Origin of the sequence: Actinobaculum sp. 352 (assembly GCF_003957265.1) — a bacterium.
In the GTDB taxonomy this organism is placed as follows: domain Bacteria; phylum Actinomycetota; class Actinomycetes; order Actinomycetales; family Actinomycetaceae; genus Asp313.
In genome coordinates this window covers 141,425-160,461 of record NZ_RQSN01000007.1, presented here as the reverse complement: position 1 = coordinate 160,461, position 19,037 = coordinate 141,425, and the positions used below count along the sequence as shown (strand labels likewise).

Below are 19,037 nucleotides of genomic sequence, written 5' to 3'. Positions count from 1 at the left end.
TGGCATGGGACGATCAGCGCTAGAAGTTGGTGAGACTGAACATATTGCCGTGCAACTTGTGGCCGAGCAGCTCGCGACGCTCGGCTATTCGTGGCGCGAAATTGCCACGAAGGCTGACATTGGACGCACACGACTAGCGGCTATCTTCAACGGGGAACGGACGATCACGCTTGAGGAATTTGTTCGGCTATGCGATCTAGCGCGTCTTGACGTGCGTGACGTGATTAGTCGGGCGCGGGAGCAGGCTCGCTAGTGGACATATTCGAACATACTCTCGCAGGGGAGGCACGGGTGTGCGCAGACTCTCGCGGGGGAGGCGCGGGCTGATGAATGGGCAGCGAAGCTCTTAATCTCACCAGTGGAGTACGCGGCCACAGAGCGCTTGTATGGGCCGTCTCCCGACGTGCTGGCCCGTGAGCTTGGGGTCACGAGGTCTCTCATTATTGCGTGGCAGCGCGTCGTCGCGCGTGACTTCACCCCGGCTGTCGCATGAGTGTCGTGCCTCCTAGTCTCACCGGATAACACTCTGAGAGTAAGGTGTGTCATACTGGAGCCTACGAGCAAGGGCGTTTACGGCGGGTGCTGATGTCTTAGCTGAGATCGAATACGGCGAAGTATTCACCTGCTAGTGGGTCGTCGAGATCTGCTTGACCTTAGGAGGGATAGCTTTTCATCATGGGACTATTGAGTTGGTTCAAGCGTTTTGCGGATAACGCGTCAACGCAACCCGCGAGACAGAGAGTCACATATTTTGTCAGCGCCTCGAATGCTGGCCAGGCGAACGGTCCTGATACTAACGAGTGGTTTATGCCAAGATACAAAGGGCGCGACATCTGCGACTGGGGGCCTGAAATAGCGCGACTCAAGCGCGAAGGCCAGCTCGATGACGCTCTCAGGCTAGCAATGGGTTGCATGGACGCAATGACTGCGGCTGCGGAGCGAAACCCAATCAATGTGATGGAGCATTACGTCATTGAAGTCGCAATTATTCAGCGCAAGATGAAGGCATACGCGGAGGAAGTGAGGACGCTTGAAGACTGGCTAAGTCGTGATTTCCCTGCACCGCGTGAAGATTTTCGACTCGACTTAAGAAAGCGACTCGCTAAAGCGCAAGAGCTCTGGGCTAAGGCTGAAGGGCGAGATTGGAGCGAGTTCAATGCTGAGTGGAAGCGTCTCGTCGAACTAACAAAGCAACAAAAAGAAGCAGGAAGGCCCTCAACAGGTATCTCCTCTGGCCGTTCTGCGGCTAACCCAACAGTTACCTATCCTCGTAGCAGATCCACGTCACGTCTCATTCCAACCGAGTCAGAACTGCTGGTAAACGGTTTTGTCGCGGTCGATTTCGAGACAGCAAATAGGGATGGAGGCGTCTCCGCCTGCCAAATTGCGCTCGTGAAGGTGATAGGCGGCGATATCGTGGACAGGTACTCGACATTACTCAAGCCACCACCTGGATACGACTCATTCGAATTTACCTACCTTCACGGGATTAGCGCTCGCGATGTCAAACACGCTCCAATGTGGCCTGCTGTAGAGACTGGTGTTTCTCAGTTTGTCGGCGAGTTTCCGGTGTATGCGCATAATGCATCATTTGACGCTCGTGTCTGGCGTGATCTCGATAGTTTCTTCGGTACTAGCTCGTTACCGCAACGGTTCTTCTGCTCCTACCGGACAGCGCAGAGTATCGTGCCCGGACTCGATGATTACAAATTGCCGACAGTCGTTCAGGCATGCGCGCCAGGGTATCGATTAGACCATCACCGAGCAGACTCAGATGCTGAGGCGTGTGCACTAATCGTTGCTGCCTTGCAACAACGTGTTGTCAATGGGCAGCGCTAATCGCACAGGGCCGCGACAAACCAGGCTCCGGCCAACGAAGAGGAAGCGTGAGGAACCGTGACGTGGCGTGGGCAGTGGTATAAAAACTGGTATATATTCCAGCATCATGCCTGGGTGGTATAAACGCGGGTATTTTTTCCAGCATGACTCACCCCCGCGAGCGCTAGTGTCGTTCCCGGTTCACTGCTGTAAACCGGGGAGTAGTGCTGTCATGTACTGGTCGTAGGCGGCGACAGCGTCTAACTGGTCCTCGACCTCGCGGTGCGTGTAATGCGCGGTCATATCCTCTGAAGAATGGCCCATGATCTCCTGTCGTGTCCGGTCGGCGATGCCGGCGGCCCTCATGAGCGTCGCGGTGGAGTGCCGCAGCGCATACAGTGGATAGTGCGGCAGCCCGGCCCTATCCAGCATCTCACACCACATGCCGTAATCACGGCGCGGATGTACCGGCACTCCAGGGGATGCTTCGAACACAAACCGGTGTGGAGTCTCCAGCACGTCGAAATACCTGGTCATGACCTGCACCGCGAGCGCACCGAGAGCGATAGGACGAGTCGAGCGGACGGACTTCGGCGGGAGGAGCCAGAGGCTTCCGTGCACCTGCTCGGCCTCGAGGTAGTCGGGGATGTGGAATCGGCGGGTGGGGCAGTCTGCGGCGCGTTTACGCCCGCACGTGCCCGCGCAGCCGTGCGCGTAGCGTATTACTGCGAGCTCACGGGTCAGGGATACCCAGGCGGCTCCCGGGGTGAGGTCGAGACGGTCCAGCTCGAGGCCGAGGATCTCGCCCTGTCGGGCGGATGTGAGCAGGGCGAGGATGACGCGGGCCAGGTAGGGCTGGTCGGCGTTGGCGGTGATGAGTTGCACGAGGTGTTCTGCCGGCATGGCATCCCGCCGGCCGGTTTTCGCGCGGGGAGCGTCCGCTGCACGGGCGGGGTTCCGGCGGATGAGACCTTTCCGCTCGGCGTCGGCGAGGGCACGGCCGAGGATCCGATGCGTTTGGAGAGCGCTCGCGGCGGCTCCGCCACTGTCGATTATTCCGGCGGTGACGCGTTCGATGTCGAGTGGGGTGAGCTTGTCGAGGTGGCGGCGGCCGATGATGGGGAGGACGTGGTGTTCGATTTTGGAGCGGTAGCCTTCCCATGTGGCGGGTTTGAGGGTGGTGCGGCGTAGGGTGAGCCAGTCGGTGAGGTAGGCGGCGACGGTGGGTGTTTGGGTGGCCAGGTCTCCGGCGGCGTCGAGCTCGCGGCGCATCTCCGCCAACTTCCGCTGCGCGGCACCCTTCGTCTTTGCGGTGCGTACCTTCCGGCGCTGCTTCCCCGTGAGCGGATCGGACGGGAGGGTGAGGGCAGCGCACCACTTACCGTCGGCCCGCTGGTAGATCGATCCGGAGCCCGCGTCCCTACGCTTCGTCGCCACAGTTGCCTCACGTCCCCTCGTTGGTTAGCTAAATGGTTAGCTACGCACAGTCTAGACCAGTCAAGACTGGACATCCTAGAATGGCGGAATCTCGCGGTTTTTGTTGGTGTCAGTATACCGCACCCGTGGACTCATAATCCATCGGTCGCGGGTTCAAGTCCTGCCGGGGGCACCGCTGGAAAACGTCACCATGACACCAAAAGCGGCCAATGACACCGCTGCGAAGTGGCCATGAGATCCGCTGCCCGCCCGCGTGTGGTGGGAAATACCGCACAGTGAGCAAGGCGGGCCTCTCGCGTTTACAGGCAAAAGGCGGGCTACCATGGGGACATGCTGTTTGGGCCTCCCGCTCCTTTGCGGGGTCGTCACTTCCGCGAGCAAGGCCTTGCGGTGTTTGCGTCTACCCGGACCGAGGCCGCAAACCGGTCGCCTAAGCACAGCGTTGCTCCGCGTGCAGCCGCCTCGGCAACCGCACAGGCACAGCCTCGGCGAAGCAGCGCGGCGCGGTCCTCTCTCGTCATGTTCCTCGGCACGCTCGTGTCGCGTGTTCTCGGGCTGGTGCGTTCACCGCTGATGCTCGGTGCAGTCCTGACCATGACGTCTCCGGCGGCGAACGCCTTCGACGTTGCCAATAAGCTCCCCAACCTGATCTACATGGTGGTTGTCGGCGGTTTGGTTAACGCGGTATTGGTTCCGGCCATTGTTCGCGCCACCAAGGAGTCGCGCGATGGGGGAGCGGCCTTCCTCAATAAACTGTTGACAATCGCCATCGTCTTCCTCGGCGGCGTCACCCTCCTTCTTACTCTCGCCGCACCGCTAGTGGTGAAGCTCTTTGCTGCGACAATGTCGCATGACTGGTATCGGCTAACGGTGGCCTTCGCGTACTGGTGCCTGCCGCAGATCTTCTTTTACGGCATGTACACGGTGATCGGCCAGATTCTCAACGCTCGTGAGAACTTCGGCCCCTACATGTGGGCGCCGGTGCTTAACAATGTGGTGGCAATCGCGGGATTCGCGGTGATTCTGGCCGTTTTCGGAGGTGCTACACCGGCGGATGCCCAGGACGTTACCCGATGGAGTGCCGAACGTGTCGCAATGCTGGGTGGTTTCTCCACAGTCGGTATCGCGGCTCAGGCCCTGATCCTGCTTTGGCCGATGCACCGTATCGGTATCCGTTATCGCCCCGATTTCGCCTGGCGAGGTTCCGGGCTTGGCACGGCGGGCCGTGCGTCGTGGTGGATGCTTCTCATGATGATAACCGGCATGGTTCCCACGATTATCGTCTCCAATGTCGCCGCAGGCGCATCCGAACGGGCTGCAAGTTCCGGTATGGACTTGCTCACTGTTGCCGGAAACTACGCCTACACGACGGCGTACACAATCTATTCGATTCCCACATCCCTCATTGTCGTGTCGATTGCAACCGCCATGTTCACCCGCCTGGCACGATCAGCGGTCTCCGGCGACATGGATACCATGCGCGCCGACACCTCGAAGACACTACGAATGGTCGGCACGCTGACCTTCCTCTCTGCTGCAGGCATGATCGTTCTCGCGGTGCCCTTGGCGCGGCTGCTGGCGTTCACCGTAACGCCACAGGAAGCGGTGACCCTTGCCCGCGTCGTTGTCTCAATGTGCTTGGGGCTGGTGTCAATCGGTGCTGTAACGGTGCTTGATCGTGTCTACTACGCGTTCGAGGACACTCGCGGTGCCTTCTGGATCAACCTTCCCTTCCAAGTGCTCGGAATGATTGGTTTCGGGCTGTGCGGGCTGCTGCCGCCACAGTGGACCGTTGTCGGGATCGGGCTGGTGATGGCCGCCACTAATACGATGGCCTTTGTTGCCATGATGCATGTGCTTTCAGGGCGTATGGGTGGGATGGATGATCAGCGCGTCTGGTCCAGTTACGGCAAGTTGCTCGTTATCACCGTCATCACAATGACCGCCGGATACCTTGTACTGCGCGCGTTTGGACCGGTGTTCGCTCCGCTCGGAGTACTGGGCGCTGGGGCTCGCATCGTGGTGGTCGCCCCCATCATGGTGGCAGTGTATTTCGGGCTTATGCGACTCCTGCGCATGGAGGAACTTGCATCACTGGTGGGCCCCGCCCGCGCACTCTTGCGGAAGATTGGAGTACGGAATTGATCGGTACGGAAGAATCTGCTTCTCAGCTTCTGCCGGTAGTCATCGGCTACGACATCGCGACCTACAGTTTTGCGCGTATCTTTCACGAGGCGGCCGGTTTACGTTCGCTGGTTATTTCCGATGCGCCGCGCGGGCCGATCAACGACTCGCGTATCCTTGATGTTCTTCTGGTGCCGCACGGCACATTCGACGACGACGCACAGTTCTTGCGCGTGTTACAGGAGGTAGCCGCCGATCATCCCACACAACAGTTGATCCTGCTCGTGAACGCCGACGAGCATGTCGAGTTCGTGGCCAATCATCGTGATGAGTTGAAGGAACGCTATTTTCTGCCGTATGCCACCGCTGCTGCCGTGCGTACGGCGAATTCGAAGCAAGCCATGGCGGACCTGCTCGGCGGATTGCGGCTCTCTGTGCCCATGCGCACTGCGGTGGATCTCAGCGATCCGCAAGGGTGGTCCGAGCGGCTGACAGAGGTGACTTTCCCCGTCGTCGTCAAACCCGAGAGTGGGAGCGAGCTTGCCGAGAACTGGAATCAGGGGTTACGGAAGGTCAGCGTGGCGCGTACGCGTGAAGATGCGATGGCGCTGTTCACGCGGTGGCATGACAACAATATACGTACGCGCCTGATCGTCCAGGAACTCATACCCGGGGATGACACCACGCAGTGGGTTGTCAACGGCTATGTAGATCGAACAGGGCGGATAACGGCGTGTGGATCGGGACGGGTTCTTCTCGGTCTCCATCAACCGGAATACCTCGGAAACGCCGGAATCATACTTTTGGAGCGCCGCGATGACCTCATTGCCGATGCGAAGCGTATTGTGCAGGCGGTTGGTCTGCGCGGTTTCTTTTCACTCGATGTCAAAGTCGACCCCCGCAACGGCTCCGCGCGCTGGCTCGACCTCAATCCGCGTATCGGACGAGGCCACTACTATCTGAAAGTCGGAGGGGTTGACTTGGCATCTGCGATGTTGAGCGACTTACGGGGGCTCGAGACCTCGTATCAAACGAACACGCGCGAAGGAATCTTCTGTATCGTCCCGGCTTTTCTCGCTAATAGACGCTATGTTCGTGACGCGGAATTGCTCAGGAGGGTGCGGCGAACACGTCTGCGGCGTCGTCCCATCAACCCACTCGCGTACAGTGCCGACCGCTCGGTGCGCCGTACCATTTACCGTCTAGGGAACGGATTCAATCAGTGGCGGCGTATGCGCCGATGGTACCCACGCCCCACAGACTCCGGCTTCTAGGTTGTGCCCCGGTGGATGAGGCACCTTGAGCCAGTGCCGGTCTAGGACAACGCTCCCAATCGTTTGGCAAGCTGTGGACGGATTGGCAAGACGAATGTGCCGATGAACTCCTCCACATTACCGTTCAGCCACCGTTTGAACGTCAACACCGTGGCATCCGGTGCCGTCTCGTCGAAAATGCCGGAGATACCAAAAGTGTTGTAGATGGAGACACCATGATCGCAAGCCCATTTGAACAGGGCACGCTCCACCGGATAGTCGCGTGCGTAGGCCGAGAAGCGTTTGTCCATACCGCCCAACAGTAGGAGCAGCTCGTTGCCGCTGTGAAATCCGAGTGCGGCGTTGAAAGGAATCTCGTCACCGTAGGTTGAGAGCGCTTCCCGCGTATTCTCCTCGCGCCAATTCAGGGCCTCTAGCCGTTCGGTCAGTTCCGCTGTTTCCCGCTCGCACGCCTTGGTCCGGCGCCTCTGGGACAGTACAGCCAAGCGTGCCTTCGCTTGCTCGCGCTCGGCAGCGATCTGCTGGAGGTAACGAGTAGGGGAGAAATAGGCGACTGCCAGGAGGGCACGTTCCGGCCCGAGTTCGCGCATGAGTGCGCGGTAGAAATCCTGCGATGCGCTAGACAGACTAGCCATTGAGGTGCGTTCCACGGTCGCGTCATGCAGCGAATCAAATACGGCGAAGTCGTCAGGGCCGAGAAAGCGTACCTCGACGCCATAGCGCCCCTCATTGTGAAAACGGCGCCGGAGACCCTTCGCGAGTGTCGCGGTCGCCTCTTCGAAACTCATACCGGAGATGTCCTTGGTATAGATATACCGAATCTGAACATCCGACTGTTGGTAGAACTCCTTCTCGATTCGGCGAGCTCCCAGTGCGCGCAGTTGGCGCTCGGCACGAGCGGCGGTGGGATTGCCGGCCACGATCTCAATGTCGTGGTAGAAGACGCGGGGCAGCAGCGGATTGAATCGCACGGCGAGTATACGACGGTCGCGGCGTAGATGCGCCCGTAAGCCGGTGAAGAAGCAATCGACGATGGTGCTGTCTGACCAGTCGAGAGTGGGGCCGTAGGAGAGCAATGCGCGCCGATAGATCTTCTTCCATGGCTGGAGTACGACGAGTCCGGCTGCGAGGATCGCAGCATCCGGGCGGGCTCTCGGCGTCTGTCCGCGGCGTGCGGGTGTCTGGACATCGGCGTGTGACACCACGCCCACGTAGTCAACCCCCATGCCGAGGTTTGCGCGCACAGCGCCGTACTCGGGAAGCTGAGGAAGGAAAACACGGTCTGCTTGCCGTACGAATCTCTGATATTGCAACGGCGTCAGCTGAACGAATTCCATGTGGCCATATTACCAGGTAATTACCGCAAAGGAAAGGGGGAAGCGCGAGATGTACGCCATCAGTCCGAGGTTAAGGCAGTGAGTCGGAATCAAGCAGACCGGAGCATGAGCTTGCAGCGGAAGGTGCAGCGCGAAGAGAAAGTAACCTGGCGAGAGGGCGCCGCAGGCCGCTAGGCTGATCGCAGGACAGAAGGAGGCTATGCGATGGGAAACTCGGAACGCGACGGGGTGTCGAAGGAGGACTCAGCCTTGGGCGTGGAGGCAGAAGCGAGTTCAGAGAACGAGGCACCGGAGGTGGCAGTCACGACGGCTACCCTCGATGCCACCGAGTTGGAGCAGTTACATGCGATTCAACGACGTCGCATGATTATTGCCCTGGTATGTGGACTTGTACTTCTTGTGCTCGGGTTCCTTGCCGGGCGGCACGCCCGCGAGTCGAGAGCCATGGAGGCTAACCCAACGGTCTATGTCGGTACAGTCGTGCTGACCGATTCAAGCGAGTTGCCCAAGGGGTGAATTCGATGCTGGCCCGATGCCAGTTCGATAGGGGGCATGTGGATGTTTGGGCGGCGTAAACAACCCGATGCCGTGGCCGGTGTACGGGGGCGACCACTAGCTGCGGCCGAGCTGGAAGGAGACCCTCCGCGCTGGCTGGCAGTGTACGAGGACAAGCTTGCCACCGGCGACGGGCAAGCAGTGTTCGAGTATGCGTGGCACGAGTTTGAGGGAGCGGCCTGGGACGGTGCCACGCGGATTTTACGGCTATCTTTCGTTGATTCGTCGCGCACACCTCTGGTGCTGGTGTGGTCGGAGGGGGCGCGCGACGCAATTGCGCTGATTGTGCGGGAGCGCCTTGAGGGGTCAATCGTGTACCAGGAGCATGTGATTCTTCCATCGGGAACCCGGGCTCGCGGTCTGGTGCGCCGTGATGGTGACGGTCTGTTCACACAGGTCATCATCGCCGGACAGAGCCTTGCATCGGATCGCCCGGAGATAGCGCGGCTCGAAGCTTCACTGCGCGACGTGACGGGCATAGATCTTGATGACGCGCTGGGGTGATCCAGGGATGCGCCGGGAGCCGTCACGGTGACAGCGGGAGTTCGTTGGTCATGGTCATATGATGCCCGGACGTGACGGGAACCGCACTCCATGTGTTCGCCATACCGCCTGCATCTGGTATAGTTTTTCTGGTCGCGATCCCGCGTAGCTCAATGGCAGAGCACTCGACTGTTAATCGAACGGTTGCTGGTTCGAGTCCAGCCGCGGGAGCCACGGCAGGCCCGGTTCCGTGGAATCGGGCCTTGTTTTTTGCCGTCGCGCCGGTATAGTCCGAGCACGAAGCCGGTGCATGATGTGAGAGGATCAGGCCATGACCTACCGTGAGATCCGAATCGTCGGCGACCCCGTCCTTCGCACGCCCTGTGCGCCAATTCATGAGATCACACCGGGAGTGCGGGCATTGGTTGAGGATTTGCTGGAGAATGTGGACGACGACGGCCGCGCCGGATTGGCTGCGAACCAGATCGGTGTTTCAATGCGGGCCTTCTCTTGGCACATTGACGGCGAGATCGACTACATTCTAAACCCGGTGATTGTAGAGCTCTCCGAGGATCGTTTCCAAGACGGCGATGAGGGCTGCTTGTCAGTGCCCGACTTATGGTTCCCAACCAAACGCCATTACTACGCACGGGCGGAGGGGATCGACCTGGACGGCAAGAAGAAGATTGTCGAGGGCGAAGGCCTGATGGGCAGGTGCATTCAGCATGAATGCGACCACTTGGACGGGCATCTGTACATTGATCGGTTGGAACGCTCGGTTCGTAAGAAGGCGATGCGCGCCATTCGTGATCTGTAGGTGCATAAACACTGCTCCGCTTAGCTCCCCTCGGGCCGAAAGGTGCGCCTCATCGGGAGAGATTGGCGTGAACGCTGGTGTTTAGAGAACGGATGTGGCAAACTTAAGGCGCATCCTGATGTGCGGGTGACAAGGGGAAAGCCACCGAAGCGCAGGAGGATGCTATGAAGGCAAAACACGCCACCCGAGGCGTCATATTCATCCACTCGGTTACACCGGCCGTTCAACCTCATGTTGAGTGGGCGGTTGCTAGTGTACTCGGCTACGAACCGCACTTCGAGTGGACTCGGCAACCTGCCTTACCGTCGATGAACCGCGCTGAAACGTCGTGGACCGGTGAGGCGGGTACCGGTGCGATGCTCGCCTCTGCGCTCGGCGGATGGGAACATCTGCGTTTCGAAATCACAGAGGACCCCACTGCGGTCTCCGAGGGAGGCAGATGGTCATGCACTCCTGGTTTGGGGATCTTTTTCGCACAGACCGACATGACGGGGAACGTCGTCGTCCCGGAGAATCGGATTCGTGCCGCACTCGACCAAGCTGGAGAGGACTCCGCCGAGCTTCGGCGACTACTGGATGTGGCGCTGGGCCAGGCGTGGGACGACGAGTTGGAGCCGTTCCGTTATGCCGGTGCAGGTGCGCCGGTGCGTTGGTTGCATCGAGTCGGTTGACGGTGGGCGATCGGGTACCCGGCGAGCGTGACCCGACCGCTCCTCATCCGCCGTGATATCGCAGATGGTGTAGGAGGTCGTTCAGTGGATGGGTGGACTAGGGAAGAAGGTCGCGAATCGTCTGGGCGGCGCAAATCTGCTCATCTGTAAGCTGTCCGCCTCCGGCAGACTCAATGGCAACCGCCACCGCCCATCGCGTGACACGGTCCACTGCCCGCAAAGAAAAGTTGATGTCCACATGTTCCGCCTCCGGCACGCCTTCGCGGGCCAGCACCTCACGCGCCACGGCAATTAACTGGTTGTTCATAACATCACCTCGCATAATTCGCTAGGCTCAGGATATGGCACGTCTTGTTGAGATACACCCGATTGACCCGCAACCACGCCTGATAGACCGGGTGGTGGAACGGCTACGCAGAGGCGAAGTCGCCGCACTACCAACGGATTCCGGCTACGCCATTGTCTGTGCCCTGGGAAATAAGGAGGGGCTAGACCGTATTCGTGACATCCGCCAAGTGGGGGAGAAGCACCACTTCACACTGCTCTGCCATGATTTCGCGCAACTCGGTCAACTCGTCATTGTGGACAACCCATACTTCCGGCTCATCAAATCGCTGACCCCCGGCCCCTACACCTTTATTCTCAAGGGGACAAAGGAAGTTCCCCGTATGACGCTGAACCCGAAGAAGCGGACGGTGGGAGTGAGAATTCCCGATCACAAGATCACGCAGGCATTGGTCGGCGCGATGGGCGAACCCCTGCTGTCTTCCTCCCTCATTCTTCCCGGTGAAGAGGAGCCGCTGAGCGAGGGATGGCAGGTCAACGAGTCCATTGGTCATGCGCTTGATATTGTCGTTGATGGTCCGTGTGGTGAAGGCGGTGCGACAACGGTACTTGATCTTGTAACTGGCGAGATCGCTCGACAGGGCGCCGGCGACGTGACGGGCATATCACTATGAGACCGGTACTCTTTGACCTTGACGGCACATTGACTGATTCGGAGCCGATTGTTACCCGGTGCTTCGCGGAGACGATGCGGGAAGAAGCAGGTGTTGATCACGACCCATCGTTCTACCGCCACTTTATTGGGCCGCCCCTACGAAGCTCCTTTCAAGAACTCGGGGTAGACGACATTGCTTACTACGTGCGCGCATACCGTTCGCGGTATGCACAGCACATGTACGAAACCTTGTTGTTTCCCGGTATTAGCGGTCTCTTGAAGAATCTCGCCTCCGCCGGTATCCCCCTGGCCGTGGCCACCTCTAAACGTGAAGAATCTGCGCGTGACCTATTGGAGTACCTCGGTGTCGCAGGCAATTTCACGGTGATCTGCGGTTCCGATGCACTGGAGGGAAGAGCGGGCAAAAGCGAGATCATAGCCGATGCTCTCGCGGCGCTGCGCGCCGTGGGGATTGCAACTGCTGACGCCCTGATGGTCGGTGATCGGTGCTATGACACTGACGGCGCAGCGGCCAACGGCATGCGGACGATTCTGGTCCGCTGGGGTGCAGCACGCGAGGAAGAATACGTTCAGGCATGGAGAACAGCGGCCACGGTTGAGGAACTGGAGGTCATCATTCGTGACGCTGTGCTCCCAGAGACTGCGCCTGATACAGCCGCGCGTATGCTCCGCCGCGAGCAATGAGATCCTCGTGCCGCCCGGTTTCTACGGCATCGCCGTGTTCCATAACGACGATGAGGTCCACACTGCGGATCGTTGAGAGACGGTGAGCGATCACAAACGACGTGCGCCCGCGCCGCAGCGCGCCATGGCGCGCTGCACAAGCATTTCGGTGCGGGTATCAACCGACGACGTCGCCTCATCGAGAATGAGGATGTCGGGGTCGCGCAGGTAGGCTCGGGCTATATGTGAGCAGTTGTTTCTCTCTGGCCGAGATCGACCCGCCGTCGTCGGAGACCGGGGTATCGTAGCCCAGTGGCAGCATGCGGATCATCTGGTCGCCGCCGGTCGCTTCCGCCGCTGCAATGATCTCGCTGCGTTCTGCGCCCTCGCGCCCGAAGGCAAGGTTCTCGGCAATTGTTCCTTCAAACAGCCACGTGTCCTGGAGAACCATCCCCATGGGTTCGCGCAACGAATCCTTCGTCATGCTGGAGATGGGCATTCCGTCAAGGAGGATCTCGCCTCGAGCCGTGTCAAACCTTCGTGCTCGAGCTGGAGATGGGCATTCCGTCAAGGAGGCTCTCGCCCCCGTCGAGTTCATAGAAGCGCATCAGTAGATTCACCAGCGTGGTCTTGCCTGCGCCGGTTGGTCCGACGATGGCCACGGTTTGCCCGTGTTGAATGGTCAGGGAGAGATCGTCAATCACTGCCCGCTCGGTGTACCCGAAGTGTATGTGTCGGAATTCGACGTGTCCCTGGCGCTTCTCCGGCGCCACAAGCTCCTCGTATGGGGTGGTCGCATCCGGCATCATCTCCGCGGTATCAAGAAAATCGAAGGCACGCTCACCGGAGGCGGTACCGGACTGAATGAGATTCGCCATGGATGAAAGTGCCTGGATGGGGTTCGTCAGTTGTCGGGAGTACTGGATGAATGCCTGAATCCCACCGATCGACAAGCGTCCTGCCCAGACTTGGAAGGCACCCGCAACAAGCACAATGACAAAAGAGAGATTCGCGACGAAGTTCATCACTGGTTGCGACAGCTGCGAAAGTGCCTGCCCGCGGAATCCCGCCTGAAAAAGCCGCTCATTGGCTTCGTCGAAGACGTCCTCGAACCCCTCTTCCAAGGCCGTAAGCGGTGACGACGTCAAGGCCTGTGAACGACTCCTCGATGATAGCGGAAACGTCTCTTGTGGTCTTCCATTGCCGCCGAAACTGTGTCCGCGAGCGACGCAGAATCGCCAGAGTTCCGACCACGCCGATGGGCAGAACGGCCACCGAGAGCAACGCAAGCGACCATGAGGTCGAAAAAATCATGGCGAGTGCCAATAAGGAGGTAGATCGAGGAGACTAGCTGGTTAAGCGTCTGCAGCAAGGTTTGCGTGATGTTGCCGATGTCGTTGGTGACTCGGGAGAGCAAATCGCCACGCTGCTGCCTACCGAGAAATGACCGGGGCAGGCGGTCGATTTTGTCTCGCGTAGCGCCTCGTAGCCGATAGCCGAGGTTTTGCACAACTATTCGAGTGATGAAGCCGCCGATAAACTGCAGAACACCGGCGGCGATGTAGTACGCGGCTACGACGGCGAGCAGGTGCAGCAAAGCGGCGAAGTCGACTCCGTGTGCCGCAACACCATCAACCACCAGGTTGGTTGCGTCTCCAAGTAGCTTCGGTGCTGCTACGGTACCGACGGTGGCAGCCAGGCTAATGAGGAGAATGGCGATGATTTGTAGACGCGCCGGCTGCAGCATGTCCGCTAGACGTTTCAGGGCGGTGCGCAGGTCGCGTGAGGTGCTGTACGGCTCTGCTGCGCCGCTTCCGGGTTCCCTCATGCGGAGCGAATCCGCTTGGCGTTTACCACTGGGATCGGGCAGGCACCGGTACAATGCACGGGCAATGGTCAATCGCTGCCGTTGCCCGCCGGAGAGGTTACGGCCGCCGGCCTTGATCGAGGCGTGAATGTCGGCTTCGGAGACGAAGGCCCATGTCTGGGCTGCCTTCAGTGCCGCGATTACGCGTTGTTCCTCCTCACCTCCGGGGCGAATACGCCCCGTGACATTGGATGCAACAGTCCCGGAGAGCAAGAAGGTTGCGGTACGACGGCTACGCGCCGTCGCAGCTCCGCAGGATCCGGTGCTGTCAGCGGGATGCCTCCGGCGGTGATGGCGCCGTCGCCAGCATCCACGAGCCGAGGCAATAGTCGTACAATCGAAGACTTTCCCGAGCCGGTGGAGCCAATGATCGCGGTCGTAGTGCCCGGAGCCAGTGTCAAGCTGACGTCCCGCAGCACGGGTTCCTCCGCTCCCGGATACCGTAGCGTCACAGGATCACGGGCAAAGGTCAGCGGGCCGGAAGGAATGTGCAGTGGATGCTCCGGTGCGGCAATTGACGGCCGGGTATCAAGGATTTCCCGGATCCGTTTGGCGGAGACCTGCCGGCGCGTATAGAGCATGGACATCATTCCCGTCATCGTGACGGCGCCGAGAATCATCATGAGGTGGGAGATGAACGCAGCTGCGTATTGGCGTCGTCAAATGTGCGCGCCTCGGCGCCTTGTCGGCGAAAAGCCCGGATTACGCGCACTCCGGTGAGCTGCTCGCGCAGAAGCGTCGAGATGCGATCAATGCGCTGCTGCTGGATCACATGCCGGGGACTCAGTGCGGACATGACGAGCAGGATGAGTGTGAAGAGGAGTGGAACAACCAGTAGGAGCAGTAAGGACAGCTGAGTGTCCTGCCTGATCGCCATAACCACTCCGCCTATTCCCATGATGGGAGCGTTGACAATCACGGTGAACGTCAGTAGCACCACCATCTGGACCTGTGTGACGTCATTCGTGGTCCGGGTGATCAGCGTGGGTGCATCGAAGTGATGCCGGTTAGCGGTGGTGAAGCGTTGGACGTGCCGGAAAGTCTCCGCCCGCAACTCGCGTCCCAGTGCCATTGCGGTACGCGAACCAAGATAGATCGCCAGAACGGAACACCCCATCTGAACCAGGGTCGCACCGAGCATGATGCCACCCGTATGCCAGATGAATGCGGTGTCACCGTGCAGGATTCCGTGGTCAATAATGTCCGCGCCGAGCAAGGGAGCGATAGGTTGAAAAGCACCTGCGCGAGCTGGAGCAAGACGATAGCCGCTACGATGCCACGGCGGCGCCGTAGGAAGTTCCCGGCCATTCGGATCAATGTCACGGGAGCTTCCTACGGGTTTCTCTAAAGATCGCGGACAGGCTCCGCTGCATTGGGGTTGAACAGATCGTAGCGGTCAATTGCCTGCTTGACCACGCTGCGATCAATTGCCCCTTGGTCTGCGAGGCCCTGCAGAGCGCGCACCACCATGGATGCGGCATCGATCTTGAAATTGCGCCGTGCGGCTGAGCGGGTATCTGAGAACCCGAACCCATTTGCGCCCAGTGTGTAGTATGCGCCGGGGATCCAGGGGCGGATTGCGTCCTGTACCTGATGATCATAGTCGGAGGTGGCGACAAAGGGCCCCTCGGCGCCCTGTAGCTTCTCCGTCACATATGCAGTGCGTATCGGCTCCTCCGGGTGCAGGAAGTTGTGCTGATCGGCGGCGAGCCCATCCTTGCGCAACTCATACCAGGATGTCACCGACCAAACGGCCGCTCGCACGCCCCAGTCCTCTGCCAGTAAGCGCCGCGCCTCGCGCGCCCACGGCACCCCTACGCCGGAGGCAAGCAGTTGCACGCGCGGCCCATCGCCCTCGACGCCGTCGAGGAGATAGATGCCCTTAAGAATACCTTCGGCATCCACATTCTCCGGTTCTGCGGGCTGGTGAATGGGTTCGTTGTACACGGTCAGATAGTAAAAGACATTCGGATCGCGTCCGTCAGAGCCGTCGCCGTACATCCGCACCAAGCCGTCACGGAAGATATGGGCGATCTCGTAGGCATAGGCCGGGTCATAGATCACTGCACTCGGGTTGGTGGAAGCGAGGATCGGGGAATGACCGTCAAGATGCTGCAGTCCTTCGCCCGTGAGCGTCGTACGTCCAGCGGTAGCACCGACGACGAAGCCGCGCGCCATCTGGTCGGCAGCCGCCCAGAAGAGGTCTCCGGTGCGCTGGAAACCAAACATGGAGTAGTAGATATAGAAGGGGACCATTGGCGTGCCATGGGTGGCATACGAGGTGCCGACAGCCGTGAAGGCCGCAGTCGAGCCGGCTTCCGAGATACCGGTGTGCAGCAACTGGCCCTTCTCAGACTCCTTGTAGGACAGCAGCATGTCTTGATCCACCGCAGTGTACTGCTGGCCAAGCGTGTTGAAGATCTTCGCTGAGGGGAACAGTGCCTCCAATCCGAAGGTGCGGGCTTCATCCGGGATAATTGGCACTATGCGGTAGCCGAAGTCTTTATCTTTGATGAGGTCCTTCACCAAGCGAACCAGCGCCATCGTGGTGGCTACTTTCTGTTTTCCAGAGCCGGGTTTCAAGGTATCGAAGTGCTTCTTCTTGGGCATGGTGACGCCTTGAGAAAAGACGCGTCGTTCCGGCAAGAAGCCTCCAAGTGCGGCGCGCTTGTCCAGCATGTATTGCATTGCGGGATGATCTGGCTCCGGCTTGTAATAGGGAGCCGTGTAAGGATCCTCCAACTGGGCGTCGTCGATGTCGAGATGTAGCGTGTCGCGTAGCAGTTTGAGGTCCGCTGAATTCAGTTTTTTCATCTGGTGCGTTGAATTTCGGCCGGCGAAGTTGGTTCCCAGCGCGTAGCCCTTGATCGTGTGCGCGAGAATCACGGTGGGGCGTCCGGTATGCTCCAAAGCCGCTTTGTAAGCCGCATAGACCTTGCGGTAGTCGTGGCCGCCGCGCTTAAGCGACCAGATCTGCTCGTCGCTCCAGTCGGCCACCATCGCCTTGGTGCGGGGATCACGCCCAAAGAATTCGTTGCGTACATAGGCACCGTCATGCGCTTTGAAACTCTGATAATCGCCGTCGAGCGTCTCGTTCATCAGATTGACAAGTGCGCCATCCTTATCGGCTTGTAGGAGCCGATCCCACTCGCGACCCCAGATCACCTTGATGACGTTCCAGCCGGCTCCCTTGAAGAAGGCTTCGAGTTCCTGAATGATCTTGCCGTTACCGCGCACCGGGCCGTCCAGGCGCTGGAGGTTGCAGTTGATCACGAAGGTGAGATTGTCGAGGCCCTGTGAAGAGGCGGTTTGCAGTAGTCCACGCGATTCTGCCTCGTCCATTTCGCCGTCGCCCATGAAGGCCCACACGTGCTGGTTCTTGGTGTCCTTAATCCCGCGCTCATCGAGGTAGCGGTTGAACCATGCCTGGTAGATGGCATTGAGCGGACCAATACCCAAGGAAACGGTCGGGAACTCCCAGAAGTCCGCCATCTGGTGCGGATGCGGATAGGAGGGCAGGCCACGCCCACCGGAAGGCCGTGACACCTGCTGCCGGAACGAGTCGAGATCTTCCTCACGTAGCCGACCTTCCAGGAAGGCGCGCGCGTAGTTGCCGGGAGAGGAATGACCCTGGAAGTACACCTGGTCGCCACCGCCCAGGTGATCTTTGCCGCGGAAGAAGTTATTGAAACCGACTTCGTACAGCGTTGCCTGCGCCGCGAAGGACGAAATGTGACCGCCGACTGCCACGCCCGGGCGCTGCGCCCTGGTCACCATCACTGCGGCGTTCCACCGCACCCAGCGTCGAAACTGCCGCTCGAGTGTCTCGTCACCGGGATAGAACGGTTCGTCTTCCACCGGGATGGTGTTGATATACGGAGTGACGAGATTTGGCGGGATGTTCACACCCTTCTGGCGTGCTCGCTGCTCCAGGCTGGTCAGGATGTAACGGGCGCGTAAGGCGCCTCCTGACTCGATGAGGTTATCGATTGAATCGACCCACTCACTGGTTTCTTCTGGGTCGATATCGGGCACCTGGCTGAGCTGACCGTTAATGAGGGGTGGAGTCTGCTGGCTCATGGAATCTCCCTTGGTTGACAGCGGCGTTGGCCCCGGGTGTGTTCTGTGCCACCGGTCATGATGGACGAAAGTCCCGGGTGTGGACTAAGTCTATCCTGCCTAAGCGCTTCTGGCGTGTGATCCGTATGCCATTATGCTCACGTCGTGCCTTCTCATAGCTGAATTGCGGCACGCGGAAGGTGTCTCCACTTGCGAAATCGCGGGGAATGCGGTGGGCTAGTTCCCATGAGATCGTTGGGTTTCACCGAGGGAAGTGTTGTCCAAGAATTCGGATACGACGATGACGTTGACGCCACCGTGCGCGCAATGGTTGAAGAGGCCATAGGTGGTGAGTTAGTGGATGAAGACTACCCAGACATTGCGGATGGGGCACTGGCCTGGTGGCGTGACGACGACGGCGATGCCGATGACCTCGCTGATCTCATCCTCGATATCAAGGCAAACCTCGATTCAGAGGCGGCGCTGTGCTGGCTTCTTGTGCCCGGTCCGCGGCAGCTTGGTCACGTGCAGGCGGACGTCATCGAGGAGGCGGCGGAAACTGCGGGGATGCTGGCTACCACAACGGTGGCGGTCAGCGACACGTGGACCGGTGTGCGTCTGACGGCGCAGGGGCCGCGTCGCTAGCCGGGCGGGTTGCACGGCGTGCGCCTGCGGATACGCCGACCGCGCGTCGTGCGGATTGCCATCAGTTTGCGGTAGTGTATGACGAGTGCCCACCCGTGACCGCACGATAGGGGTCTGGGTGGACATGGGCCTGTAGCTCAGCTGGTTAGAGCACTGCGTTTACACCGCAGGTGTCGTCGGTTCGAATCCGGCCGGGCCCACCGCAGTGGACGCTGGTAGCTCATTCGCTTCGGTTGGGACACCGCCCGGTGCCCTTGCGTCGTCAGTATTCAGTATTTCGTGAACGCCCAGGTTCTATGCGGGCACGTTCTGTGCGGCCGTGACTC

19 protein-coding genes, 2 tRNA genes and 1 pseudogene are annotated in these 19,037 nt (G+C 59.7%); 13 read left to right on the top strand and 9 right to left on the bottom strand.

The window, feature by feature from the left end; translation table 11 throughout:
• Positions 1-4: 4 nt before the first annotated feature.
• The gene (locus EKN07_RS08820) at positions 5-253 is read left to right on the top strand and encodes a helix-turn-helix transcriptional regulator (protein WP_164546641.1); all 249 of its coding nucleotides are present in this window, start codon (positions 5-7) and stop codon (positions 251-253) included.
• Positions 254-675: 422 nt separating this feature from the next.
• The gene (locus EKN07_RS08815) at positions 676-1,839 is read left to right on the top strand and encodes a 3'-5' exonuclease (RefSeq protein WP_241228164.1); all 1,164 of its coding nucleotides are present in this window, start codon (positions 676-678) and stop codon (positions 1,837-1,839) included.
• Between the two features lie 180 nt (positions 1,840-2,019).
• Here EKN07_RS08815 and EKN07_RS08810 read toward each other — a convergent pair whose 3' ends face one another.
• Entirely contained in the window at positions 2,020-3,255 is a 1,236-nt protein-coding gene (locus EKN07_RS08810; protein WP_126146183.1) for a site-specific integrase, read from the bottom strand.
• Positions 3,256-3,585: 330 nt separating this feature from the next.
• Between EKN07_RS08810 and murJ the strand changes: the two genes are divergently transcribed.
• Both murJ and EKN07_RS08800 read left to right on the top strand, forming a co-directional pair.
• Positions 3,586-5,400, top strand: coding sequence for a murein biosynthesis integral membrane protein MurJ (gene murJ, locus EKN07_RS08805; protein WP_126146182.1), 1,815 nt, complete (start codon positions 3,586-3,588; stop codon positions 5,398-5,400).
• Positions 5,397-6,653, top strand: coding sequence for an ATP-grasp domain-containing protein (locus EKN07_RS08800; RefSeq protein ID WP_126146181.1), 1,257 nt, complete (start codon positions 5,397-5,399; stop codon positions 6,651-6,653). Before murJ ends, EKN07_RS08800 begins: the two co-directional genes overlap by 4 nt.
• Before the next feature lie 41 nt (positions 6,654-6,694).
• On the opposite strand, the gene EKN07_RS08795 is transcribed toward EKN07_RS08800, so the two are convergent.
• Positions 6,695-7,990 carry a peptidoglycan bridge formation glycyltransferase FemA/FemB family protein gene (locus EKN07_RS08795; protein ID WP_108715802.1) on the bottom strand — a complete coding sequence of 432 codons (1,296 nt, stop codon included), beginning with the start codon at positions 7,988-7,990 and terminating at the stop codon, positions 6,695-6,697.
• A 204-nt stretch (positions 7,991-8,194) separates the two neighbouring features.
• Here EKN07_RS08795 and EKN07_RS08790 point away from each other — a divergent pair, with 204 nt between their 5' ends.
• The 5 genes from EKN07_RS08790 (at position 8,195) to EKN07_RS08770 (ending at position 10,516) form a co-directional block, all read left to right on the top strand.
• Positions 8,195-8,506, top strand: coding sequence for a hypothetical protein (locus tag EKN07_RS08790; RefSeq protein WP_108715801.1), 312 nt, complete (start codon positions 8,195-8,197; stop codon positions 8,504-8,506).
• Positions 8,507-8,548: 42 nt separating this feature from the next.
• Complete coding sequence (locus EKN07_RS08785) at positions 8,549-9,049, top strand: hypothetical protein (protein WP_126146180.1); 501 nt, start codon at positions 8,549-8,551, stop codon at positions 9,047-9,049.
• A 138-nt stretch (positions 9,050-9,187) separates the two neighbouring features.
• A tRNA-Asn gene (locus EKN07_RS08780) sits at positions 9,188-9,262 on the top strand.
• A 97-nt stretch (positions 9,263-9,359) separates the two neighbouring features.
• Positions 9,360-9,845 (top strand): peptide deformylase, encoded by a 486-nt coding sequence (locus EKN07_RS08775; RefSeq protein WP_108715799.1) that lies wholly within the window; start codon positions 9,360-9,362, stop codon positions 9,843-9,845.
• Positions 9,846-10,009: 164 nt separating this feature from the next.
• On the top strand, positions 10,010-10,516 hold the full coding sequence (locus tag EKN07_RS08770; protein ID WP_108715798.1) for a DUF3145 domain-containing protein: 507 nt from the start codon (positions 10,010-10,012) through the stop codon (positions 10,514-10,516).
• Between the two features lie 97 nt (positions 10,517-10,613).
• Here the strand turns inward: EKN07_RS08770 and EKN07_RS08765 are convergent, their stop codons facing one another.
• On the bottom strand, positions 10,614-10,823 hold the full coding sequence (locus EKN07_RS08765; protein WP_108715797.1) for a hypothetical protein: 210 nt from the start codon (positions 10,821-10,823) through the stop codon (positions 10,614-10,616).
• A 34-nt stretch (positions 10,824-10,857) separates the two neighbouring features.
• Here EKN07_RS08765 and EKN07_RS08760 point away from each other — a divergent pair, with 34 nt between their 5' ends.
• Both EKN07_RS08760 and EKN07_RS08755 read left to right on the top strand, forming a co-directional pair.
• Entirely contained in the window at positions 10,858-11,475 is a 618-nt protein-coding gene (locus tag EKN07_RS08760) for an L-threonylcarbamoyladenylate synthase (protein ID WP_108715796.1), read from the top strand.
• On the top strand, positions 11,472-12,161 hold the full coding sequence (locus EKN07_RS08755) for an HAD hydrolase-like protein (protein WP_108715795.1): 690 nt from the start codon (positions 11,472-11,474) through the stop codon (positions 12,159-12,161). The genes EKN07_RS08760 and EKN07_RS08755 overlap by 4 nt, the downstream gene beginning before the upstream one ends.
• A 175-nt stretch (positions 12,162-12,336) precedes the next feature.
• Here the strand turns inward: EKN07_RS08755 and EKN07_RS13050 are convergent, their stop codons facing one another.
• From EKN07_RS13050 to aceE, 6 genes and pseudogenes are all read right to left on the bottom strand, one after another.
• Positions 12,337-12,639, bottom strand: coding sequence for a hypothetical protein (locus tag EKN07_RS13050; RefSeq protein ID WP_241228162.1), 303 nt, complete (start codon positions 12,637-12,639; stop codon positions 12,337-12,339).
• A gap of 31 nt (positions 12,640-12,670) precedes the next feature.
• Positions 12,671-13,288 carry an ABC transporter ATP-binding protein gene (locus EKN07_RS13145; RefSeq protein WP_276308070.1) on the bottom strand — a complete coding sequence of 206 codons (618 nt, stop codon included), beginning with the start codon at positions 13,286-13,288 and terminating at the stop codon, positions 12,671-12,673.
• Positions 13,224-13,887, bottom strand: a pseudogene (locus EKN07_RS13040) (ABC transporter transmembrane domain-containing protein). The gene EKN07_RS13145 and the pseudogene EKN07_RS13040 overlap by 65 nt, the downstream one beginning before the upstream one ends.
• 260 nt (positions 13,888-14,147) lie before the next feature.
• A complete protein-coding gene (locus tag EKN07_RS08745) occupies positions 14,148-14,630 on the bottom strand; it encodes an ABC transporter ATP-binding protein (protein ID WP_126146179.1) in 483 nt (160 codons plus the stop codon).
• Positions 14,627-15,325, bottom strand: coding sequence for an ABC transporter permease (locus tag EKN07_RS08740; RefSeq protein WP_108715793.1), 699 nt, complete (start codon positions 15,323-15,325; stop codon positions 14,627-14,629). The genes EKN07_RS08745 and EKN07_RS08740 overlap by 4 nt, the downstream gene beginning before the upstream one ends.
• Before the next feature lie 26 nt (positions 15,326-15,351).
• A complete protein-coding gene (gene aceE, locus EKN07_RS08735) occupies positions 15,352-18,087 on the bottom strand; it encodes a pyruvate dehydrogenase (acetyl-transferring), homodimeric type (RefSeq protein ID WP_126146178.1) in 2,736 nt (911 codons plus the stop codon).
• 225 nt (positions 18,088-18,312) lie between these two features.
• Between aceE and EKN07_RS08730 the strand changes: the two genes are divergently transcribed.
• Together EKN07_RS08730 and EKN07_RS08725 are read left to right on the top strand one after the other, a co-directional pair.
• Positions 18,313-18,711, top strand: coding sequence for a DUF3052 family protein (locus EKN07_RS08730; protein WP_108715791.1), 399 nt, complete (start codon positions 18,313-18,315; stop codon positions 18,709-18,711).
• A 126-nt stretch (positions 18,712-18,837) separates the two neighbouring features.
• Positions 18,838-18,911, top strand: a tRNA-Val gene (locus tag EKN07_RS08725).
• Positions 18,912-19,037 lie beyond the last annotated feature (126 nt).

Excerpts from the sequence above, each read along its gene's own strand:
- EKN07_RS08820 (WP_164546641.1), top strand. The coding sequence starts at position 5 with ATGGGACGATCAGCGCTAGAAGTTGGTGAGACTGAACATATTGCCGTG.
- EKN07_RS08815 (WP_241228164.1), top strand. The coding sequence starts at position 676 with ATGGGACTATTGAGTTGGTTCAAGCGTTTTGCGGATAACGCGTCAACG.
- murJ (WP_126146182.1), top strand. The coding sequence starts at position 3,586 with ATGCTGTTTGGGCCTCCCGCTCCTTTGCGGGGTCGTCACTTCCGCGAG.
- EKN07_RS08795 (WP_108715802.1), bottom strand. The coding sequence starts at position 7,990 with ATGGAATTCGTTCAGCTGACGCCGTTGCAATATCAGAGATTCGTACGG.
- EKN07_RS08790 (WP_108715801.1), top strand. The coding sequence starts at position 8,195 with ATGGGAAACTCGGAACGCGACGGGGTGTCGAAGGAGGACTCAGCCTTG.
- EKN07_RS08785 (WP_126146180.1), top strand. The coding sequence starts at position 8,549 with ATGTTTGGGCGGCGTAAACAACCCGATGCCGTGGCCGGTGTACGGGGG.
- EKN07_RS08775 (WP_108715799.1), top strand. The coding sequence starts at position 9,360 with ATGACCTACCGTGAGATCCGAATCGTCGGCGACCCCGTCCTTCGCACG.
- EKN07_RS08770 (WP_108715798.1), top strand. The coding sequence starts at position 10,010 with ATGAAGGCAAAACACGCCACCCGAGGCGTCATATTCATCCACTCGGTT.
- EKN07_RS08765 (WP_108715797.1), bottom strand. The coding sequence starts at position 10,823 with ATGAACAACCAGTTAATTGCCGTGGCGCGTGAGGTGCTGGCCCGCGAA.
- EKN07_RS08760 (WP_108715796.1), top strand. The coding sequence starts at position 10,858 with ATGGCACGTCTTGTTGAGATACACCCGATTGACCCGCAACCACGCCTG.
- EKN07_RS08755 (WP_108715795.1), top strand. The coding sequence starts at position 11,472 with ATGAGACCGGTACTCTTTGACCTTGACGGCACATTGACTGATTCGGAG.
- EKN07_RS13050 (WP_241228162.1), bottom strand. The coding sequence starts at position 12,639 with ATGCCCATCTCCAGCATGACGAAGGATTCGTTGCGCGAACCCATGGGG.
- EKN07_RS08745 (WP_126146179.1), bottom strand. The coding sequence starts at position 14,630 with ATGATGATTCTCGGCGCCGTCACGATGACGGGAATGATGTCCATGCTC.
- aceE (WP_126146178.1), bottom strand. The coding sequence starts at position 18,087 with ATGAGCCAGCAGACTCCACCCCTCATTAACGGTCAGCTCAGCCAGGTG.
- EKN07_RS08730 (WP_108715791.1), top strand. The coding sequence starts at position 18,313 with ATGAGATCGTTGGGTTTCACCGAGGGAAGTGTTGTCCAAGAATTCGGA.